The organism is Methylobacterium sp. Leaf125, assembly GCF_001423085.1.
GTDB lineage: Bacteria > Pseudomonadota > Alphaproteobacteria > Rhizobiales > Beijerinckiaceae > Methylobacterium.
In genome coordinates this window covers 883,857-903,034 of record NZ_LMNU01000001.1, presented here as the reverse complement: position 1 = coordinate 903,034, position 19,178 = coordinate 883,857, and the positions used below count along the sequence as shown (strand labels likewise).

Sequence of the window (19,178 nt, the reverse complement as noted above, 5' to 3'; positions counted from 1 at the left end):
GCCCACGGTCAAGCCTTCCCCGGCCACACTCCAGCGGTTTCGGTCGCGCCGCCGCCGCCCCGCCGGGGGACGCGGCGACGCTGAAGTCCTACTCGGCGGCGGCCGCGAGGTAGCGGGCCGGATCGTAGTTCAGGATCGGGCCGAGCCAGCGCTCGACCTCCCGCAGATCCATGCCCTTGCGAAGGGCGTAATCCTCGACCTGGTCGCGCTCCACCTTGGCGACGCCGAAGTAATGCGATTCCGGGTGGGCGATGTAGAGGCCCGAGACCGACGAGCCCGGCCACATGGCGTAGGACTCGGTGAGCTTCACGCCGATGCGCGGCTCGGCCTTGAGCAGGTCGAACAGCGTGACTTTCTCGGTGTGGTCGGGCTGCGAGGGATAGCCGGGGGCGGGACGGATGCCGGCATATTCCTCGCGCACGAGGTCTTCCGGCGCGAAGGACTCGTCGGCGGCGTAGCCCCAGAACTCGCGGCGAACCCGCTCGTGCATGCGCTCGGCCAGGGCCTCGGCGATGCGGTCGGCCAGCGCCTTGACCAGGATCGAGCGGTAATCGTCGTTGGCCCGCTCGAAGCGCTCGGCGATCCGCACCTCCTCCAGGCCCGCAGTGACCACGAAGCCGCCGACGTAATCGGCGATGCCGGTCTCGGCCGGCGCGACGAAGTCGGACAGGCAGGTGTTGGCGCGCCCGTCGCGCTTCGTCAGCTGCTGGCGCAGGCCGAAGAAGGTCGCGAGTTTTTCCGACCGGCTCTCACCGGTGAACAGCGTGATGTCGTCGCCCACGCTGTTGGCCGGCCAGAAACCGATGATGGCCTTCGGGTTGAACCAGCGCTCGGCGACGATCTGCTTCAGCATCTCCTGCGCGTCGTCGAAGAGGGCTTTCGCCGCCGGTCCCTGCGCCGGGTCCTCGAAGATCGCTGGGTAGCGGCCCTTGAACTCGTAGGTCTGCAGGAACGGCGTCCAGTCGATGTAGGGCACTAGGTCGGCGACCTCGTAGGAGCTGTAGACCCGCACGCCGGTGAAGCTCGGCTTCTTCGGCTGGTAGCCCGACCAGTCGATCCGGAACGGGTTGGCGCGGGCCTTCGCCAGCGGCAGACGCTGCTTGTCGAGCTCGGAGCGGGCGTGGGCGTCCGAGACCTTGCGGTACTCGGCGCGGATGTTGGCGATGGTCGACTCCCGCGTCTCCTTCGAGAGCAGGCTGGAGACCACGCCGACGGCGCGGCTCGCATCGGTGACGTAGACGGTCTGGCCGCGGTTGTAGGAGGGGTGGATCTTCACCGCCGTGTGGACGCGGCTCGTGGTGGCCCCCCCGATGAGGAGCGGCACGTCGAAGCCCTCGCGCTCCATCTCGGCCGCGACGTGTACCATCTCGTCCAGCGACGGGGTGATCAGGCCGGACAGGCCGACGATGTCGACGTTCTCGCGCTTGGCGACATCGAGAATCTTGGCCGCCGGCACCATCACGCCGAGATCGATGATCTCGTAGTTGTTGCAGGCGAGCACGACGCCGACGATGTTCTTACCGATGTCGTGGACGTCGCCTTTCACGGTCGCCATCAGGATCTTCCCGGCGGCCTGCCGCTTGCCGTCACCGCCATTGGCGAGCTTCTCCGCCTCCATGAAGGGCTCGAGATAGGCGACCGCCTGCTTCATCACGCGGGCGGACTTCACCACCTGCGGCAGGAACATCTTGCCCGAGCCGAACAGGTCCCCGACCACGTTCATGCCGGCCATCAGCGGGCCCTCGATGACGTGGAGCGGGCGCGCGGATTTCAGGCGCGCCTCCTCGGTGTCGGCCACCACGAACTCGGTGATGCCGTTGACCAGCGCGTGCTCCAGGCGCTTCTCCACGGGCGCCTCGCGCCAGGACAGGTCGGCGGTCTTGGCCTGGACGCCGCCGCCGGACTTGAAGCGCTCGGCCGCCTCCAGCAGGCGGTCGGTGGAATCCTCGCGGCGGTTGAGGACGACGTCCTCGCAGAGCTCGCGCAGCTCGGCCGGCAGTTCGGCGTAGATCGCCAGCTGGCCGGCATTCACGATGCCCATGTCCATGCCGACCTGGATCGCGTGGTACAGGAACACCGCGTGCATGGCCTCGCGCACCGGCTCGTTGCCCCGGAAGGCGAAGCTGAGATTCGAGATGCCGCCCGAGATGTGGGCGTGCGGCAGGGTCTCGCGGATGGTCTTGGTCGCCTCGATGAAGGCGACGCCGTAGCCGTTGTGCTCCTCGATGCCGGTGGCGACGGCGAAGACATTCGGATCGAAGATGATGTCTTCCGGCGGGAAGCCGATCTCCTCGGTCAGGACGCGGTAGGCCTTGGTGCAGATCTCGACCTTGCGCTCCAGCGTATCGGCCTGGCCCTGCTCGTCGAAGGCCATCACCACCACGGCCGCGCCGTAGGAACGGCACACCCGGGCGTCGGCGATGAACTTCTCGACGCCCTCCTTCATGGAGATGGAGTTCACGATCGCCTTGCCCTGGACGCACTTGAGCCCGGCTTCGATGACGTGGAACTTCGAGGAATCGATCATCACCGGTACGCGGGCGATGTCGGGCTCGGCGGCGACGAGGTTGAGGAACTCGACCATCGCCTTCTCGGAATCGAGCAGGCCCTCGTCCATGTTGACGTCGATGATGCTGGCCCCCGCCGCGACCTGGTCGCGGGCGACATCGAGGGCGGCGGCGTAGTCGCCAGCGGTGATGAGCTTCCTGAACTTGGCCGAGCCGGTGACGTTGGTGCGCTCGCCCACGTTCACGAAGGGGATCTCCTTCGTCAGCGTGAAGGGCTCCAGGCCCGACAGGCGCATCAGGCGCGGCACTTGCGGGATCGCGCGCGGCTTCACACCCGCGACGGCCTGCGCGATGGCGCGGATGTGGTCCGGCGTCGTGCCGCAGCAGCCGCCGACCATGTTGACGAGGCCGGCAGTGGCGAACTCGCCCACCAGCTTGCCCATGGCCTCGGGGCTCTCGTCGTAGAGGCCGAACTCATTGGGCAGGCCGGCATTCGGGTAGGCGCAGACCAGGGTGTCGGCGATGCGCGACAGCTCCGAGATGTGGCCGCGCATCTCCTTGGCGCCCAGGGCGCAGTTCAGCCCGATCGTGAGCGGGCTGGCGTGGCGGAGCGCATTCCAGAACGCCTCCGGGGTCTGGCCCGAGAGGGTGCGGCCGGACAGGTCGGTGATCGTCCCGGAGATCATGATCGGCAGGGCCATGCCCCGCTCCTCGAACACCGCCCAGGCGGCAGCGACCGCGGCCTTGGCGTTCAGCGTGTCGAAGATGGTCTCGATCAGGATGAGCTCGGCGCCGCCATCCATCAGGCCGCGCACCTGCTCCTCGTAGGCCTGCTTGACCTGATCGAAGGTCACGGCCCGGTAGCCGGGGTTGTTGACGTCCGGCGAGATCGACAGGGTGCGGTTCGTCGGGCCGATGGCGCCGGCCACGAAGCGGCGGCGGCCGTCCTGCGCCTCGGCGAGCTGGGCCGCCTCGCGGGCGAGGCGCGCGCCCTCCGCGTTCAACTCGTGGATGATCGTTTCCATGCCGTAATCGGCCTGGGCGATCGTCGTGCCCGAGAAGGTGTTGGTCTCGCAGACGTCGGCCCCGGCCAGGAAGTAGTCGAGGTGGATCTGCCGGATCGCGTCGGGTTGGGTCAGGATCAGGAGGTCGTTGTTGCCCTTCTGGTCGTGCGCATGGTCGCCGAAGCGGTTGCCGCGAAAGTCCGCCTCGCCGTAGCCCAGGCGCTGGATCACGGTCCCCATCGCCCCGTCGAGGACGAGGATTTTCTCGCCCGCGCGCTGGCGCAGGGCGGCTTCGATCTCTTTTCCGTCGACGGGGCGCAGGTCGGTCATGGGGTTCTCACGCGTCGTTCCGGGACCGCGGCGCGGCACCCGGAACCCGGAACCGCGACGGGCCCGGACAGTGAAGTTCGACAGGATAGGCGTGTCGGATCCCGGGGCCGCCTTCGCGCCCCGGGATGTGGTGCGGTCAGGCCGCCTTGGCGGCGACCTTCGGGGCCTGGGCCCGCAGGCCGAGCACGTGGCAGATGGCGTAGACGAGGTCGGAGCGGTTCATCGAGTAGAAGTGGAAGTCGTTGACGCCGTGGTCGACCAAGTCGAGCACCTGCTCGGCCGCCACCGCCGCCGCCACGAGGCGCCGGGTGTCGACATCGTTGTCGAGGCCCTCGAACCGGGCGGCGAGCCAGTAGGGTACCGAGGCGCCGGTGCGGCGGGCGAAATTCGCTGCCTGCTTGAAATTCTGCACCGGCAGGATGCCGGGGATGATGGGGATGTCGATGCCGGCGGCCCGCACCTTGTCGACGTAGCGCAGGTAGATGTCGTTCTCGAAGAAGAACTGCGTGATCGCCTGGTCGGCGCCGGCATCGACCTTGGCCTTCAGGGCATCGATGTCGGCGTCGAGGGTGGGAGCCTCGGGGTGCTTCTCGGGATAGGCCGAGACCGAGACCTTGAAGTCGCCGATACGCTTGATGCCGGCCACGAGATCGGAGGTCTGGGCGTAGCCGCCGGGATGGGGCCGATAGGCGGTGCCGACGCCGTCCTGCGGGTCGCCGCGCAGGGCTACGATGTGGCGGACGCCCGCATCCCAGTAGGATTGGACGACCGCGTCGATCTCCTCGCGGGTGGCGTCGACGCAGGTGAGGTGCGCAGCCGGCTGCAGGCTGGTTTCCTTGATCATCCGCGCGACGGTATTGTGCGTCCGCTCCCGGGTGGAGCCGCCGGCGCCATAAGTCACGGAGACGAATTTCGGCTGCAGCGGCGCGAGGCGCTCGATCGACGACCAGAGGATCTTCTCCATCTCGTCGGTCTTCGGCGGGAAAAACTCGATGGAGACCCGGATCGGACGATAGCTGTCGCGGCTGGCGCGATGTTGGGAAGCGGTTGGCATCGGGGTCGTCCTCTATGTCGGTCGGTTCAGACGGTCGTCGATCTGGGTTCGCGTCGATCCGGGTTCGGATGCAGGGTTCGAGTCGAAGCGGACTGCCGCCCTCAGGCGACGGCCCGCTCCGGGATCCGTTCGGCCGCGGGCACCGCCCTCTCGGCCGCATCGGTGGCGAGCCAGAGCGTCACGGTCAACTGGTTCTCGACCTCGCCGGTCGGGGCGAGGTCCCGGGTGGTGACGCTGGGCAGGCCCGCATCGTTGAGCCAGCCCGTCACCTGCTCGGGTGCGAAGCCGAGGCGGCGATGCGCCTGGGCCTCGCGCAGGAATTCGAGGTCGTGGGGGGCGAAATCCACGACCAGCAGGCGACCGCCGGGGGCGACGAGACGCGCGGCCTCGCGCAGGGCCCGGGCCGGGTCGTCGAGGTAGTGCAGCACCTGGTGGACGACGACGAGGTCGAACCCGCCACGCCCGAAGGGCGGCGCGTGAATGTCGCCCTGGCGCAGATCGACCCGCGACAGGCCGAGGCGCTCCAGGTTCGCCCGCGCCACCGAGAGCATGGCGTGGTTGGAATCGAGCCCGACCGCCCGGGCGGCGCGCCCCGCCAGGAGCCCGAGCATGCGCCCGGTGCCGGTGCCGAGATCGACGAGGCTCTGGATCGGCCGGTCGCCGAGCACGTCGAGCACCGCGGCCTCGACGGTGGCCTCGGGCACGTGCAGCGAACGCAGGTGGTCCCACTTGGGCGCGAGACGGGCGAAGAAGGCCTGGGCCGCCTCGGCCCGCTGGGCGCGCACGGCCTCCAGGCGGGCGAAATCTTCCGAGAGCGGCGCGCGGGCGGCATCGAGCCCGGCCACCAACGGCTCGACCAGCGCGGCGCGATCCTCCACGAGGCGGAAGAACGCCCAGGCCCCCTCGCGGTGCCGCTCCACCAGCCCAGCCTCCACCAGCAGCTTGAGATGCCGCGAGATGCGCGGCTGCGACTGGCCCAGGATATCGGTCAGATCGGAAACCGAGAGCTCGCCGGCGGCCAGGAGTGCGAGGATGCGCAGACGCGTCTCCTCGGCCGCTGCCCGCAGGATGGCGAGGGCGTCCGGGAACGGTAGAGCCGTGGCTGGGGAAGGTCCCGCGTTAGACATAAAGATATCTTTATGTGAAAACGGAAGCCCTGACAAGCGCCCCGGAGGTCACCTTCGGCATGGATCGCGCGGACGTCTCAGGGCTCGTTCCAGAGCCAGGCCGCACCGCGGACACCGGAGGCATCGCCGTGCCGGCTCGGGCGGATCGGCGTGTCGAACGCATCCGAGAAGACGTGCGGCGCCACGCGTTCGGGGAGGCCCGCCAAAATCTCCGACACCCGCGAGAGGCCGCCGCCGATGACGATGACGTCCGGATCGATCAGGTTGACCCCCTGGGCGATGCCGCGCCCGAGGCGATCGAGGTAGCGATCGAGGGTCGCCCGGGCCGCCGCGTCGCCGGCCCGCAGGGCCGCGATCACGCCCTCGCCGCGGATCGCCGTGCCGGTGCAGCGCGCGTGGTCGGCAGCCAGCGCCGGACCGGAGACCCAGGTTTCGAGGCATCCGTGCCGGCCGCAATAGCAGGCGGGACCGGGGCGCTCGTCGTCGCGGGCCGATGGCAAGGGGTTGTGGCCCCACTCTCCGGCGATCCGGTCACGTCCCGAGAGCGCGCGGCCGTGGAGCGCGATCCCCGAGCCGACCCCCGTCCCCAGGATGATGGCCCAGACGACGGGCAGGCCGGCGCCGGCGCCGTCGACCGCCTCGGACACCGCGAGGCAGTTGGCATCGTTCTCGAGACGGACCGGGCGGGCGAGGATGCGCTCGAGATCCTGCGCGAAGGGCCGGCCGTTCAGCCAGACCGAATTCGCGTTCTTGACGAGGCCGGTTCGCGGCGAGATCGCACCGGGCATGCCGATGCCCACCGTGCCGGGAACACCCGCTCGCGCCTCCAGGTCGCCGACCAGGCCCGCGATGGCCGTCACCGTCGCGGCGTAATCGTCCCGCGGCGTGGCGATCCGCTGCTCAGCCCGCGTCGCGCCATCGGACGCGAGGGCGATCCCGGCGATCTTGGTGCCGCCGAGATCGATGCCGATGCGCAGGGTTTCGGACAGGTCCGGGTCTCGTCAACGCGCTGCGGCGGGGATCGGGGACGCCGCAGCGACGGTGGCGCTCGGCTCCATCTCCGGGGCGTGGTCGGAGATGTCGGTGCCGATGGAGACCGGGTGCGCCATGACCTGACGCAGCTTCTCCGTGTCGAGTTCGCCCTCCCAGCGGCTGACCACCACAGTCGCGACGCCGTTGCCGATGAGGTTGGTGATGGCCCGGCACTCCGACATGAACTTGTCGACGCCGAGGATCAGGGTCATGGCCGCCACCGGCACGGGGTTGTTGGGAATGGCGCTGAGCGTGGCCGCCAGGGTGATGAAGCCCGCGCCGGTAACGCCCGAGGCGCCCTTCGAGGTCAGCATCGCCACCAGGATGATGGTGGCGTACTGGCCGAAGGACAGGTCCGCCCCCACCGCCTGAGCCAGGAACAGCGAGGCCAGGGTCATGTAGATGTTGGTGCCGTCGAGGTTGAACGAGTAGCCCGTCGGGATCACGAGGCCCACCACGGAATCCGACGCCCCGAGGCGGCGCATCTTCGTCATCATGTGCGGCAGCACGGTCTCGGAGGACGACGTACCGAGGACGATCAGGAGTTCGTCCTTGATGTAGGCGAGGAACTTGAAGATCGAGAATCCGGCGATCCGGGCGATGCCACCAAGCACCAGGATCACGAACAGGAACGCGGTGACGTAGAAGGTGCCGACGAGCCAGGCGAGGTCGATCACCTTGCCGATGCCGTACTGGCCGATGGTGAAGGCCATGGCACCGAAGGCGCCGATGGGGGCGAGCTTCACCACGAGGCCGATGATGCGGAAGAAGATCTGCCCGGCCGTGTCGATGGCATGGGTGATGGCCTCGCCGCGCTGGCCCATGCCGGTCACGACGACGCCGGTGAGGATCGAGATCAGCAACACCTGCAGCAGGTCGCCGGTGGCGAAGGCGTCGAAGAAGCTCTTCGGGATCAACGCCATGATGTGGCCGGTCACCGAATCGTCGGCGGCCAACTTGGCGTATTTCTCCACCGCCTTGGCATCGAGCTTCGTGACATCGGCATTGAAGCCGGCGCCCGGCCTGACCACCTCGCCCACGAGGACGCCGATGAGCAGCGCGATGGTGGAGACCACCTCGAAGTAGACGAGCGCCTTCAGCCCGACGCGACCGACCTTCTTCAGGTCTCCGATCGAGGCGATGCCGTGCACGATGGTGCAGAAGATGATGGGCGCGATCATCATCTTGATCAGGGCGATGAAGGCGTCACCCAGCCATTTGACCGACTTGCCCCATTCGGGCTGCAGCCAGCCGAGAAGCACGCCGAGCACGATCGCGATCAGCACCTGGATGTAGAGCACCTTGTACCAGGGCTCCTTGGCCGGACGTGGGACCGCAGCCGGTGCCGTTCCATACGTCGTCGCTTGGGCCATGATTCCTCCCGCTGCGCTCTGCGCAACCCGCCGATTGTTAATCCCGACGCTAGCCAGTTTATTCGCGTCGCTCAATCGCAGGCGGTGGGCTGCAATGACAAACCACGAACGCCTACATGCCCTTCGCCGGAAAAGGTCCCCGCAGCGAGCACGTAGAATGGCGCCGAATGGTCGCCTGCTTCGGCGCTCGGCGGGGATGCGGATCCGCGGGACAGGTGGCTGCCAGCGCGTGGCGGTGGGCAGACCCCGTCCCCGGCGTCACCGGCCGCTCGATCCAGTCAGGCCGCGCCGGCCTCCGTGCCGGCCCGGATCACCCGGAGCACCGGGCGAACTTCTCCGGCCGGCGGCGTTCGCTCAGGTCTGCTGCGTACGACGGGGCCGAACGGTCCAGCGCTCGAACTCGGCCGCGATGTCGTCCTCGCCGCGCGCGGCCCCCTTCGGCTGCGGCTGCGGGTTGCCGAGCGCCTGCGACAGGCTCTCGATCACGTCGTCGATGCGGGAGTCGATGGCGGGTGTGCTCTCGGCGGCAGGCTCGCTCGCGGCGTCCGGCTGAGCGTGCGCCTCCCCCACCTCGGGGCCGGCGGCCGCCTGCGCCTCGACCGGAGCAGGCTCCTCGGCCGGAGGAGCGGGCGCGGGTGCGGCCTCGGCGGCGGCCGGTGCCGCCGCTGCGCTGCCGCCCGCGACCCGGCGCAACGCCTTCATCATCCCGTCGCCGTCGCCGCCATTGGTCTTCGGAGCGCCGTAGCGACCGAAGCCGAAGCGCGGCTCGATCAGATCGAGAACCGCGTCGAGGGCACCATTGGACAGGCCGATCTCAGCGGGATGCGGGACACCCTGCAGGGCCACCGCGTGCCGGTCGTAGCTCGGATCGCCGGTGACTTCGGGACCGAACCAGGCCGGCACCGAGAAACCCTGGGCCTCGTCGCCGCCGTCGAAGGTCACGCTGACGAGGTCGAACTCGCCCGGCGCCACGTAGCGGTCGATCAGCGCCTCGCGGCCGCCGCCGAGGGCGAGCGCGGTGCGGTCGTAGGCGGCCTTGCCCGAGCAAACATCCATCAGGGCATCGCCGTGCGCCCGCGGCACGTCGGTGCGCTCTTCGCTGGAGGTCCCGTCCGGGGCCGCGGTCACCAGGACGAGGTGGCAGGCCTGCCCGTCGACCCGGACGTAGGAGACACGGCCGGCCTGGGGGGCGAAGTAGCCCTCGGTGATCCGGGAGCCCCCGCGTTCCTTGCGGATGAGGCGGACCAGGGAGGGGGCCACGAGAAACCGGCGTACGAGGCTCATCGACATTCTCCGCGAGGTCGGTCGACCCGGCGGTAGAGGTCCGGGCGGACGCTGACGTCAGGGCCGCCGACCTCCCGTGACGCGAGGTGGACAGACCGGCTTTCAGGTGGCTCCCCGCGCCGAGCCCGTCGGCCCTCCACGTGGAACGATGACATAGGATATGATCTGTGTTCACGCCCCGCGTAGCCGGGACAGATCGGTAAATAATTCTCGTTCCGGACTAAGCAAAACGACGGCGAAATCAAGACCATCCCCGCCGTCGCTCCCCGTCATCCGCCGATCCGTCCCCATCGAAACCCGCCCGGCTCCCCGGGCCCGACGCCTCTCAGGCCTCCGGCTCGAAGCGCAGGGAGAGGCCGTTCATGCAGTAGCGCAGTCCGGTGGGCGGCGGCCCGTCATCGAAGACGTGGCCGAGATGGCCCTTGCAGTGGGCACAATGCACCTCGGTGCGGGTCATCCAGTGGCTGCGGTCGACCGTCGTCTCCACGGCGTCGTCGAGGGGGTCGAAGAAGCTCGGCCAGCCGGTCCCGCTCTCGAACTTGGTGCCGGTCACGAAGAGCGGCGCATCGCATCCGGCGCAGTGGAACACGCCCGGGCGCTTCTCAGCGTTGAGGCAGCTGGTCCCGGCCCGCTCGGTGCCGTGCTCGCGCAGCACACGATACTGGTCCGGGGTGAGGATCTCGCGCCATTCGGCGTCGCTGCGGGTCTGGACCGCGTCCGCGGCAGCCGAAGACGTCAGCGAAGAAGATGTGGGAGGCGAAGAAGATGTGGGAGGTGAGGACATCGGGCCGGTGCTCCTGAGACGTGGGGAAGATGTCTCCTAGATAGGCGCTCGGTGCCTCCGTGGGGAGGCCGGCCTCAGGCGACGGCGCCGAGGGTGTCGGCCATGCGCGCCCGGCGGGCCCCCATGGGCAGCTCGGGGCCGGTGGTGGTGTCGCGCGCGGTCTGGTGCTCCATCTCGGCGTTGATCTCGCCGCCGAGGAGGACGATCGTCGTGGAGATCCAGATCCACGTCATGAAACCGATGGCGGCGCCGAGGGAACCGTAGGTCTCGTTGTAGTTGCCGAAGCTGGAGACGTACCAGGAGAACAGGATCGAGGCGAAGAGCCACAGCAGGCCCGCGATCGCACCGCCGACGCCGACCCAGCGCCAGCGCGGCCGCTGGCGGCTCGGACCGTAGCGGTAGAGCAGGGACAGGCCGCCAAGGAGGACGACCAGGAGCGCCGGCCAGCGCAGCAGGGCGACGAGCCAGGCGGTGTCGCTCAGGCCGACGAACTTGAACACCACCGGCAGAACGACGATGCCCGTGAGGGCCAGGATGGTGAAGACCAGCGCCCCGATGGTGAAGGTGAGCGAGCGCAGGTTCAGCATCACGAAGGAGCGCTTCTCCTCCTCCTCGTAGACCACGTTCAGGGCGTCGAACATCGCCTTCATGGCGGCATTGGCGCTCCAGAGGGAGAGCAGAAGGCTGGTGAAGAAGGTCAGGCCGAGGGTGCCGTTGCCCTTGGCGGCGATGCGCTTGACCTGGTCGCCGATGATCTCGATGGCCCCGGAGGGCAGCACACCCCGCATGCTCGCGAGGTGCTCGTTGATCGAGCCGACATCCGCCACGAGGCCGTAGCAGGAGACGAGCGCGGCGATGGCCGGGAACAGCGAGAGCAGCGAGTAGAAGGTCACGCCCGCCGCCACCGACAGGACCCGGTCCTGGTTGAACTCGAGATAGACCCGGTAGAGGATATCCTTCCAGCCCGCGGCGGTGATCTCGGTGGGCGAGCCCGCGGCACGCCCGCGCGCGACCTGCGTCGCCGCGACGTATGCCGCCGCCGCCCCCTCGTGCGAGCGGGCGCCCTGCTCCGTCGAGGGAGGGGCGGGCGCGACTGCGGGACGTGGCCGGGTCGCACGCCCGGATGCGGCAGCGAGCGTGATCAGCGCGGTCCCGAGCAGCAGCGTCCACAGAACGGGATTCGCCGCCTCGCCATCGGGTGCGGGACTGCGGCGGAGGGGAGATGGCATGTCAGGACCGGAACGGGATGGACGGCGCTTCGGCGCCTCGTCGTCTCGGCGCCCCAGATCAACGTGACGCAGGCTTGACCGTTCCGGCTTCAACCGCTCGTCCCCGGGCTTCCGCATCGCGCCCGATGTCGCAAGCTTTTCGTCTCCTTGGCTGATCTCGGCATAGACGAAATGCCGGCGGACATGCCCGGGGGCGAGCTGTTCCCGTCTCCGACGGCGTCAGCGCATCGCCTTGAACCTTCCAGGCACCTCGACCGGATGCAACCACGCCTCAGGCACCGCACGATCAATCGAAGCAAAGCTCGAAAGACGACAGTCTCACGACGACGACTTCATATAGGCGAGAATATATACTATAGACGTAAATTTCGAAAGACATAAAGGGTGTTTTAAACAAAACATATCAGTCTACCGCATCACGAAAGCTTTCACGAGCGAAAGCTTTTCAAATTGAGGAGCCAAGCACGTGCATTTCGTCAATCGGGTCAGCGTCCTGGCGAAGATCGCCCTCCCCCTGTTCGCCCTGGGCACCCTCGCCATCGGGCTCGTCCTCTACGCCCGCACGTCGATGAACCACATGGCGGAGCAGTCGAAGCAGGTGATCGAAATCCTCGGCATGCGGCGGGAATCGTACCTCAAGATTCAGCTGAACATCGCGGAAGCGGCCGTGTCGGTCCGGAACATCATCCAGGAAACCGAGGAGGCCCCGATGGCGCGATACAAGGCAGAGTATGTGTCGTCGCAATCAGCGGCGCTTGAAATCATCGATCGTCTGATTGCGGCGACCGAAACGCCGGAACGTCGCAAGATCGGTGAGACGCTGCGAAGCTTGGCGGAGGCCTATTTCGCGGCCGCGGCCCGAGCCATGGAGTATGGGCTCCGGAACGAGAATAGGATCGCGATGCAGACCGTCCAGCGCGAAGCGCAACCTGCCCGGTCCCATCTGAACACGTTCATGGATCAGCGCCTGCAGCGTGTCACCGAGGAGATGAACTCCGGAAAGCAGGCGCTCGATGCGGGCATCGCCACCGCGGTCGAACGGCTGGTCATCGCCACCGCCATCGGTCTGGTTCTCGCCGCCCTCCTGTGCGGCGCCATCGTGGTGTTCGGAATCACCCGGCCTCTGAGCCGCCTGGTCTCGATCCTGACGCGCATGGCCCAGGGTGAGATCGATGCCGATATTCCGGAGGCGCGTCGCGGCGATGAGATCGGCGCCGTGGGCAAGGCAGTGGAGGGCATCAAGGCGATGGTCGCCCGGAAGGGCGCGGAGGAAGCCGAGATCCGCCGCATCGCCGATCAGGCCGCGGTCGCCGCACGCCGCGCAACGATGATCGAACTTGCGGACAGCTTCGAGGGTGCCGTGGGCGGCATCATCGGCATGGTCTCCGCGTCCTCCACCGAACTGCAGGCGACGGCGGGGACCCTGACCACCACCGCCAGCGAGACCGCCTCGCAATCCATCACCGTGGCGGCGGCGGCCGAGGAGGCCTCCGTCAACGTGGGCACCGTGGCGGCAGCGGCCGAGGAACTCGGCAACTCGGTGCAGGAGATCGGCCGGCAGGTCTCGAACTCCTCCCAGATGGCGCAGTCCGCCGTGACCGAGGCGGACACCACCTCGGTCCTGGTCCAGGAACTCAGCGGCGCCGTATCGCGGATCGGCGACGTGGTGAGCCTGATCTCGACCATCGCGGGCCAGACCAATCTGCTCGCCCTCAACGCCACCATCGAGGCGGCCCGCGCCGGCGAGGCGGGACGCGGCTTCGCCGTGGTGGCGGCGGAAGTGAAGGAACTCGCCAACCAGACCGCCCGGGCCACCGAGGAGATCGGAAGCCAGATCGGCCATATCCAGGGAGCCACGGGCCAGGCCGTCTCGGCGATCGGCTCGATCACGACGCGTATCCGCGACATCAACGCGGTGGCGACGGCGATCGCGGCAGCGGTGGAGCAGCAGAGCGCCGCGACGCAGGAAATCGTCCGCAACGTGGCCCAGGCCTCGGTAGGGACCGCGGACGTCACGAGCACCATCTCGGGCGTCGCCCAAGCGGCCGAGGAGACCGGTGCCGCCGCAAGCCAGGTGCTGGGCGCCGCGGGCGAACTGTCCCGCCAGTCGGAGCATCTCAGTGCCGAGGTGCAGCGCTTCCTCGGCACCGTTCGCGCCGCTTAGCCTCCGGACGCCGCGCGGCCCGTCCGGACCGTGCGGCCCCATCCGGGCGCCGCGGGACCATCGGACACGATGTCCGGCGGGTCTGCCCTCTTGCCCCGGCGTTCAGGGGCGCCCGGCCCCGTAGAGGCCCGCATGGGTTTCCCGCAGCAGGTTCTTCTGGACCTTGCCCATGGTGTTGCGCGGCAACTCCTCGACGAAGAGGACGCGCTTGGGGCACTTGTAGCGGGCGAGCCGCCCTTCGAGGGTCCGTAGGATCGCGGCCTCGTCCGGCACGTCGGCCCGGCCCACCACCACCGCCGTGACACCCTCGCCGAAATCGGCATGAGGCAGGCCGATCACCGCGGATTCGACCACGCCCGGCAGGGCATCGATCTCGTTCTCGATCTCCTTTGGGTAGACGTTGTAGCCCCCCGTGATGATCAGGTCCTTGCCGCGCCCGACGATGTGGACGTAGCCGTCCGGGTCGATCTTGCCGAGGTCGCCGGTGATGAAGAAGCCGTCGGCCTTGAACTCGGCCGCCGTCTTTTCCGGCATCCGCCAGTAGCCCTGGAAGACGTTCGGGCCCTTCACCTCGATCATGCCGACGGCATCGGCCGCCAAGGCCGCCCCGGTCTCCGGGTCGACCACCCGCACGGCCACGCCCGGCAGGGCCGGGCCGACGGTGCCCGCCACCCGCGCACCCGCATAGGGGTTCGAGGTGTTCATGTTGGTCTCGGTCATGCCGTAGCGTTCGAGGATGGCGTGGCCCGTGCGGGCCTGCCAGTCGCGGTGCGTCTCGGCCAGCAGCGGCGCCGAGCCCGACACGAACAGGCGGATCCCGGCCGTGGCCGCCGGCGTCAGGCCGGCCTCCTTCAGCAGGCGGGTGTAGAAGGTCGGGACGCCCATCATGGCGCTGGCGCGCGGGAGCAGCGCCAGGACCTGGGCGGGATCGAACCGGCCGAGGAACAGCAGCGTGCCGCCGCTGGCCAGCACCGTGTTGGTGGCCACGAACAGGCCGTGGGTGTGGAACACCGGCAGCGCGTGCAGCAGCACGTCCTCCGCCGTGAAGCGCCAGGCCTGCACGAGGGTGCGGGCGTTCGAGGCGAGGTTCTCGTGGCTCAGCATCGCGCCCTTCGAGCGCCCGGTGGTGCCCGAGGTGTAGAGGATGGCCGCGAGGTCGTCCGGGCCGCGCGCCACGTCGGTGAACGCCTCGGTCTCGGCGTCGGCGGCCTCGGCCAGGGTGCCGTGGCCCCGCGCGTCGAGGGTGTGCACCACCGGCACGCCGGCCTCCCGCGCCACGGGCGCGAGGGCCTCGTGCTTGGCCGGATCGCAGACGAACAGCGCCGGCTCGGCATCGCCCAGGAAGTAGGCGATCTCGGTGGGGGTGTAGGCGGTATTCAGGGGCAGGAACACCGCCCCGGCGCGAACCGCACCGAGATACAGGAACAGGAATTCCGGGCTCTTCTCGGCCTGAACCGCCACCCGGTCCCCGGGCTTCACCCCCGCGGCCGCCAGGGCCGCCGCGTAGGCGCCCGAGCGCACGATGAGGTCCGCGTAGGAGTAGCGGGCACCCTCGCCGGTCTCCAGGAACAGCTTGGCGGCGGGATCGGCCGGCAGGCTGTGGCGAACGAGGTCGAAGAGGTGATTGGTCATCGGCGTTTCGGACATGACGGGGCGAACATGGCAGGGACGGATACGCTGTCGATCGTCGATTTCCTACGATCGTCGGTTCGTTCCATCGCGGTGGCGGGAAATGCGACGTCGCTCAAGAGCGGCGTGGTCGGACGGCTCAGGCCTCGGCCAGGGCCACGGCCCGCATCGGCGGCAGGTTGGTCCGGAGTTCGCGGCTCACCGCACTGGAGGCGGCGACGGTGCCGAGATTGGCGTAGGTCTCGTGGTTCTTCTCGATGGCCGAGAGGTCGTAGAGGTAGTTGACCATCAACCCGCGGGATTGGGCGAGGCCCTTGGCCGAGACGTCGCCGAGGAAGTTGAGGCGCTCGAGCCGGGCACCGTTGCCGAGATGGAACCGGGCGACGGGATCGAGGGGCCGTCCCCGTTCGTTCTTGGCGCGCAGGAAGTAGGCGGCCGCCGCCGGAATCATCGCCTTGCGCACGGCCTCGCACTTGGCCTTGTCGGCCTGCCAATCCGGCTCGTCGATGATGCGCAGGGCCTCGACGTCCTCGCGGGTCAGCCCCTGCGGGGCATCGGAGCGGCGCTCGCGGTCGAGCCAGGCCGAGAAGCCCGGGACCGGCGAGAGGGTGACGAAGGTCTTCAGGCTCGGGATCTCCCGGGCGAGATCCTCGACCACCTGCTTGATCAGGAAGTTGCCGAAGGTGACGCCGGCGAGGCCCTTCTGGCAGTTCGAGATCGAGTAGAAGATCGCCGTGGTGGCGGCCTTCAGCGGCAGGGGCTCGCGCTCATGGGCCAGGATCGGCGCGATGGCGGGGGCGATGCTGGCGGTGAGCGCGACCTCGACGAAGATCAGCGGCTCGTCGACCAGGGCGGGATGGAAGAACGCGAAGCAGCGCCGATCCGTCGGCTCGATCCGCCGGCGCAGGTCGTCCCAGCCGGTGATCTCGTGCACCGCCTCGTAGCGGATGATCTTCTCGAGGATGTGGGCCGGGGTCGTCCAGTCGATGTGGCGCAGGACCAGGAAGCCGCGGTTGAACCACGAGGCGAACAGGTGCTCGAAATCGCTGTCGAGGCTGTCGGCGGCATCGATGAGATCGGGGTCGGCTTCCTCCTGACGGAGTTCGCGGCGCAGCCCGAACAGGTCCTCGCGCATCCGGACCAGGGCGCGGGTCCCGTCCTTGGCGAGGTTCAGGCGGCGGATGAGTTCCTGGCTCCGCGGCTCGGCCGCGTCGTGGAGGGCGCCCAGGGCCGCACGGGTCGGATCGGCCCGGTAGGCCGCGATCGCCTCGTCCACGGCAGCATGGTCGGCGGTGAACTCGGTGGCGACCAGGCGCAGGAAACTGGCGCGCTCGGGCCGCGCCAGGGTGGTGTAGCGCTCGAGGATCAGCCGGGCCAGGGCGACGCCGGAGGCCTCGCCCCGGCGGGAGATCAGGTCCTCGCAGAGCTTGACCAGTTCCTGCGCGTTGGCGCGGGCCGCGAGGTCGCCGCGCCCGATGCCGATGAGATCCCGGCCCCGGTCGCTGATCGTCTGAAGCAGATCGCCGAAGAAAGAGATCGCCGCCATGGCACGCCGCCTGCCCCTTACTGGCGCCCGACCTGGGCGCACCGGTGGCCCCGCGCGTCGTGGGGTCCCGGCTTGGCCGCTACCTTAAGGCGGCTCCGCGCGCAGGACCAGAGACCGTGGCCGTAAAGACGCGCAGGGCGCGGATCCGGCCTTAATCTTCGCCGGAAGCGGGGGCGATCTCCGCCTGATCCGCCCGCTCGCGCCAGTCCACCACTCCGTGCTGGCGCGCGAAGCGCAGCTCGGCGGCCCGCAGGGCGCGCATCGGGTCACGGGCGCGGGCAATGTCTACCGAGCCGACCGTGAACGGCACTCCCAGGATCTGCTTGGCAAAGTTGACGCGGTACGTCGCCATTCGAAACTCCCCGGACGATGAGTGCTGCCTCGCCGGAACGCCGACTTGGCCTCAGCGAACGCCGCGACTCACCGTTTCCGATTTCAATCAGAGCGCAAGTTGCGAGGAATTCCAAGTGCAGGCTGCACGGCGGCTCCCCGCAACACAGGTCGCCCATAACAACCGGTATATGGGAAGACTGAAATCCTGCGAGAACGCCCCGCGACGACGTGGCCAGACAGCTTGGCCGCGACGGCTTGGCCGACACAGCTTGGCCGACACAGCTTGCCGAGCGGGCGGCACCAGGGCAAAGCCCTCGTGTGCGGGGGAAACCCTCGTGTGCGGACGAGTCGGGCCCCAATCGGCCGGAGGAGCAGGACGGCGGCGCACGACCGGTCCCCCTCGCCGGACCGTTCCGGGTTGCCGAAGTCGATGCGCGGGCCTAACCGGACAGCGGCTGCCCCGCCCGGGGCCCTGGTCCCATCGCGGCTCCGGCTCCGCCGCTCCCCGAGATTCCACGCATGACCATCGAAGCCTGTTCGTCGCCCTGTCTGCACGCGCGCGGAGTCGCCGGGGGCCGCCCGGCATGAGCGGCGGAGCACAGAGCGAGACGGCCGGACGCCACGGGTTCACGCTGCGGGCCCGGATCGGACTGACCCTGATCGCGGGCGGGGCCGTCGCCAACATCTACTACAACCAGCCCCTGCTCGGGCTCCTCGTCGGGGAGTTCGGCGAGCGTGCCGCCCTCTGGGTCCCGACCGCCTCCCTCGTCGGCTACGGTCTCGGCATCCTCGGCCTGGTCCCGCTGGGGGACAGCCTGTCCCGCCGCAGCCTGATCATCGGCCAGACCCTCGGCCTCGCCGTGGCGCTCCTGGCCGCGGCGCTGAGCCCGAACCTCGCCTGCCTCGCGCTGTCCAGCCTCGTCATCGGCATCCTCGCCTCGGCGGCGCAGCAGGCGGTCCCCTTCGCCGCCGAGCTGGCGCCGGACGCCACCCGCGGCAGCGTGGTGGGCCAGGTCATGACCGGCCTCCTCACCGGCATCCTGCTGGCGCGTACGGCCAGCGGCCTCGTCGGCGCCCAGTACGGCTGGCGGGCGGTGTTCTTCGCCGCCGCGGTCGTGGCGCTGGGGATGGCCGGCATCGCCGCCGCCACGCTGCCGAAGATTCCCCAGACCCGCCCCCTGCGCTACCGCGCCCTGATGCTGTCGATCCTCCACCTGGTGCGCAGCCAGCCGGTGCTGCGCCGGTCGAGCCTGTCGCAGGGACTGCTGTTCGCCAGCTTCAACGCCTTCTGGGCGACCCTGGCCCTGCTGGTGGAGGCGCCGCCCTTCAACCTGACCGCGGCCGGCGCCGGGATGTTCGGCGTCATCGGCGTCGCGGGCGCCTTCGTGGCCCCGCTCTCGGGCCGCTTCACCGACCGGCGCGGCCCGCGCCCGATGGTGGTGGCCGGCGCCCTCTTCGTGGTCGCGGCCTTCGCGGTGCTGTGGGCGGGCGGCGCCGGGTCCCTGATCGCGGTGGGCCTCGGCGTCCTCCTGATCGACATCGGGCTGAACGCCGCCCTCATCGCCACCCAGACACGGGTCTACGCCCTCGTTCCCACCGCGCGCGGGCGGATCAACACCGTGCTGTTCACGGTGATGTTCGTGTTCGGGGCGCTCGGGGCCTTCGCCGGCTCCCAGGCCTTCCTCATGGCCGGGTGGTCCGGCGTCTGCGCCGTCGGCATCCTCCTGGCGGGCGCGGGCTTCCTCGTGAACCTGCTGGAGCCGAGACGCGCCTGATTCCCCC

Annotated in this window: 13 protein-coding genes; 2 read left to right on the top strand and 11 right to left on the bottom strand. The window is 69.2% G+C overall.

Annotated features, from left to right (window positions below; genetic code table 11):
• Nucleotides 1-88: 88 nt before the first annotated feature.
• From metH to ASF58_RS04045, 8 genes are all read right to left on the bottom strand, one after another.
• Nucleotides 89-3,841 carry a methionine synthase gene (gene metH, locus ASF58_RS04080; protein ID WP_055947541.1) on the bottom strand — a complete coding sequence of 1,251 codons (3,753 nt, stop codon included), beginning with the start codon at nt 3,839-3,841 and terminating at the stop codon, nt 89-91.
• A gap of 136 nt (nt 3,842-3,977) precedes the next feature.
• Nucleotides 3,978-4,895, bottom strand: coding sequence for a methylenetetrahydrofolate reductase [NAD(P)H] (gene metF / locus ASF58_RS04075; protein WP_055947538.1), 918 nt, complete (start codon nt 4,893-4,895; stop codon nt 3,978-3,980).
• Nucleotides 4,896-4,996: 101 nt separating this feature from the next.
• Entirely contained in the window at nt 4,997-6,022 is a 1,026-nt protein-coding gene (locus ASF58_RS04070) for a metalloregulator ArsR/SmtB family transcription factor (RefSeq protein ID WP_055947535.1), read from the bottom strand.
• A gap of 77 nt (nt 6,023-6,099) precedes the next feature.
• Entirely contained in the window at nt 6,100-6,999 is a 900-nt protein-coding gene (locus ASF58_RS04065) for an ROK family protein (RefSeq protein WP_055947532.1), read from the bottom strand.
• A 24-nt stretch (nt 7,000-7,023) separates the two neighbouring features.
• The gene (locus tag ASF58_RS04060; RefSeq protein WP_055947530.1) at nt 7,024-8,427 is read right to left on the bottom strand and encodes a dicarboxylate/amino acid:cation symporter; all 1,404 of its coding nucleotides are present in this window, start codon (nt 8,425-8,427) and stop codon (nt 7,024-7,026) included.
• A gap of 354 nt (nt 8,428-8,781) precedes the next feature.
• Nucleotides 8,782-9,711: a hypothetical protein gene (locus ASF58_RS04055; protein WP_055947528.1), complete on the bottom strand. Its 930-nt coding sequence runs from the start codon at nt 9,709-9,711 to the stop codon at nt 8,782-8,784.
• A 325-nt stretch (nt 9,712-10,036) separates the two neighbouring features.
• Nucleotides 10,037-10,495, bottom strand: a complete 459-nt coding sequence (msrB, locus tag ASF58_RS04050; protein WP_082512808.1) for a peptide-methionine (R)-S-oxide reductase MsrB — start codon at nt 10,493-10,495, stop codon at nt 10,037-10,039.
• A gap of 74 nt (nt 10,496-10,569) precedes the next feature.
• Nucleotides 10,570-11,724, bottom strand: a complete 1,155-nt coding sequence (locus ASF58_RS04045) for a YihY/virulence factor BrkB family protein (protein WP_055947524.1) — start codon at nt 11,722-11,724, stop codon at nt 10,570-10,572.
• Nucleotides 11,725-12,190: 466 nt separating this feature from the next.
• Between ASF58_RS04045 and ASF58_RS04040 the strand changes: the two genes are divergently transcribed.
• Nucleotides 12,191-13,888, top strand: coding sequence for a methyl-accepting chemotaxis protein (locus ASF58_RS04040; protein WP_055947521.1), 1,698 nt, complete (start codon nt 12,191-12,193; stop codon nt 13,886-13,888).
• 102 nt (nt 13,889-13,990) lie between these two features.
• On the opposite strand, the gene ASF58_RS04035 is transcribed toward ASF58_RS04040, so the two are convergent.
• From ASF58_RS04035 to ASF58_RS04025, 3 genes are all read right to left on the bottom strand, one after another.
• On the bottom strand, nt 13,991-15,520 hold the full coding sequence (locus tag ASF58_RS04035; protein ID WP_244477176.1) for a malonyl-CoA synthase: 1,530 nt from the start codon (nt 15,518-15,520) through the stop codon (nt 13,991-13,993).
• A gap of 136 nt (nt 15,521-15,656) precedes the next feature.
• Nucleotides 15,657-17,063 (bottom strand): malonyl-CoA decarboxylase, encoded by a 1,407-nt coding sequence (locus tag ASF58_RS04030; RefSeq protein ID WP_055947515.1) that lies wholly within the window; start codon nt 17,061-17,063, stop codon nt 15,657-15,659.
• A gap of 151 nt (nt 17,064-17,214) precedes the next feature.
• Entirely contained in the window at nt 17,215-17,415 is a 201-nt protein-coding gene (locus ASF58_RS04025) for a hypothetical protein (protein ID WP_055947514.1), read from the bottom strand.
• 565 nt (nt 17,416-17,980) lie between these two features.
• Between ASF58_RS04025 and ASF58_RS04020 the strand changes: the two genes are divergently transcribed.
• Complete coding sequence (locus tag ASF58_RS04020) at nt 17,981-19,171, top strand: MFS transporter (RefSeq protein WP_055947511.1); 1,191 nt, start codon at nt 17,981-17,983, stop codon at nt 19,169-19,171.
• Nucleotides 19,172-19,178: the final 7 nt, after the last annotated feature.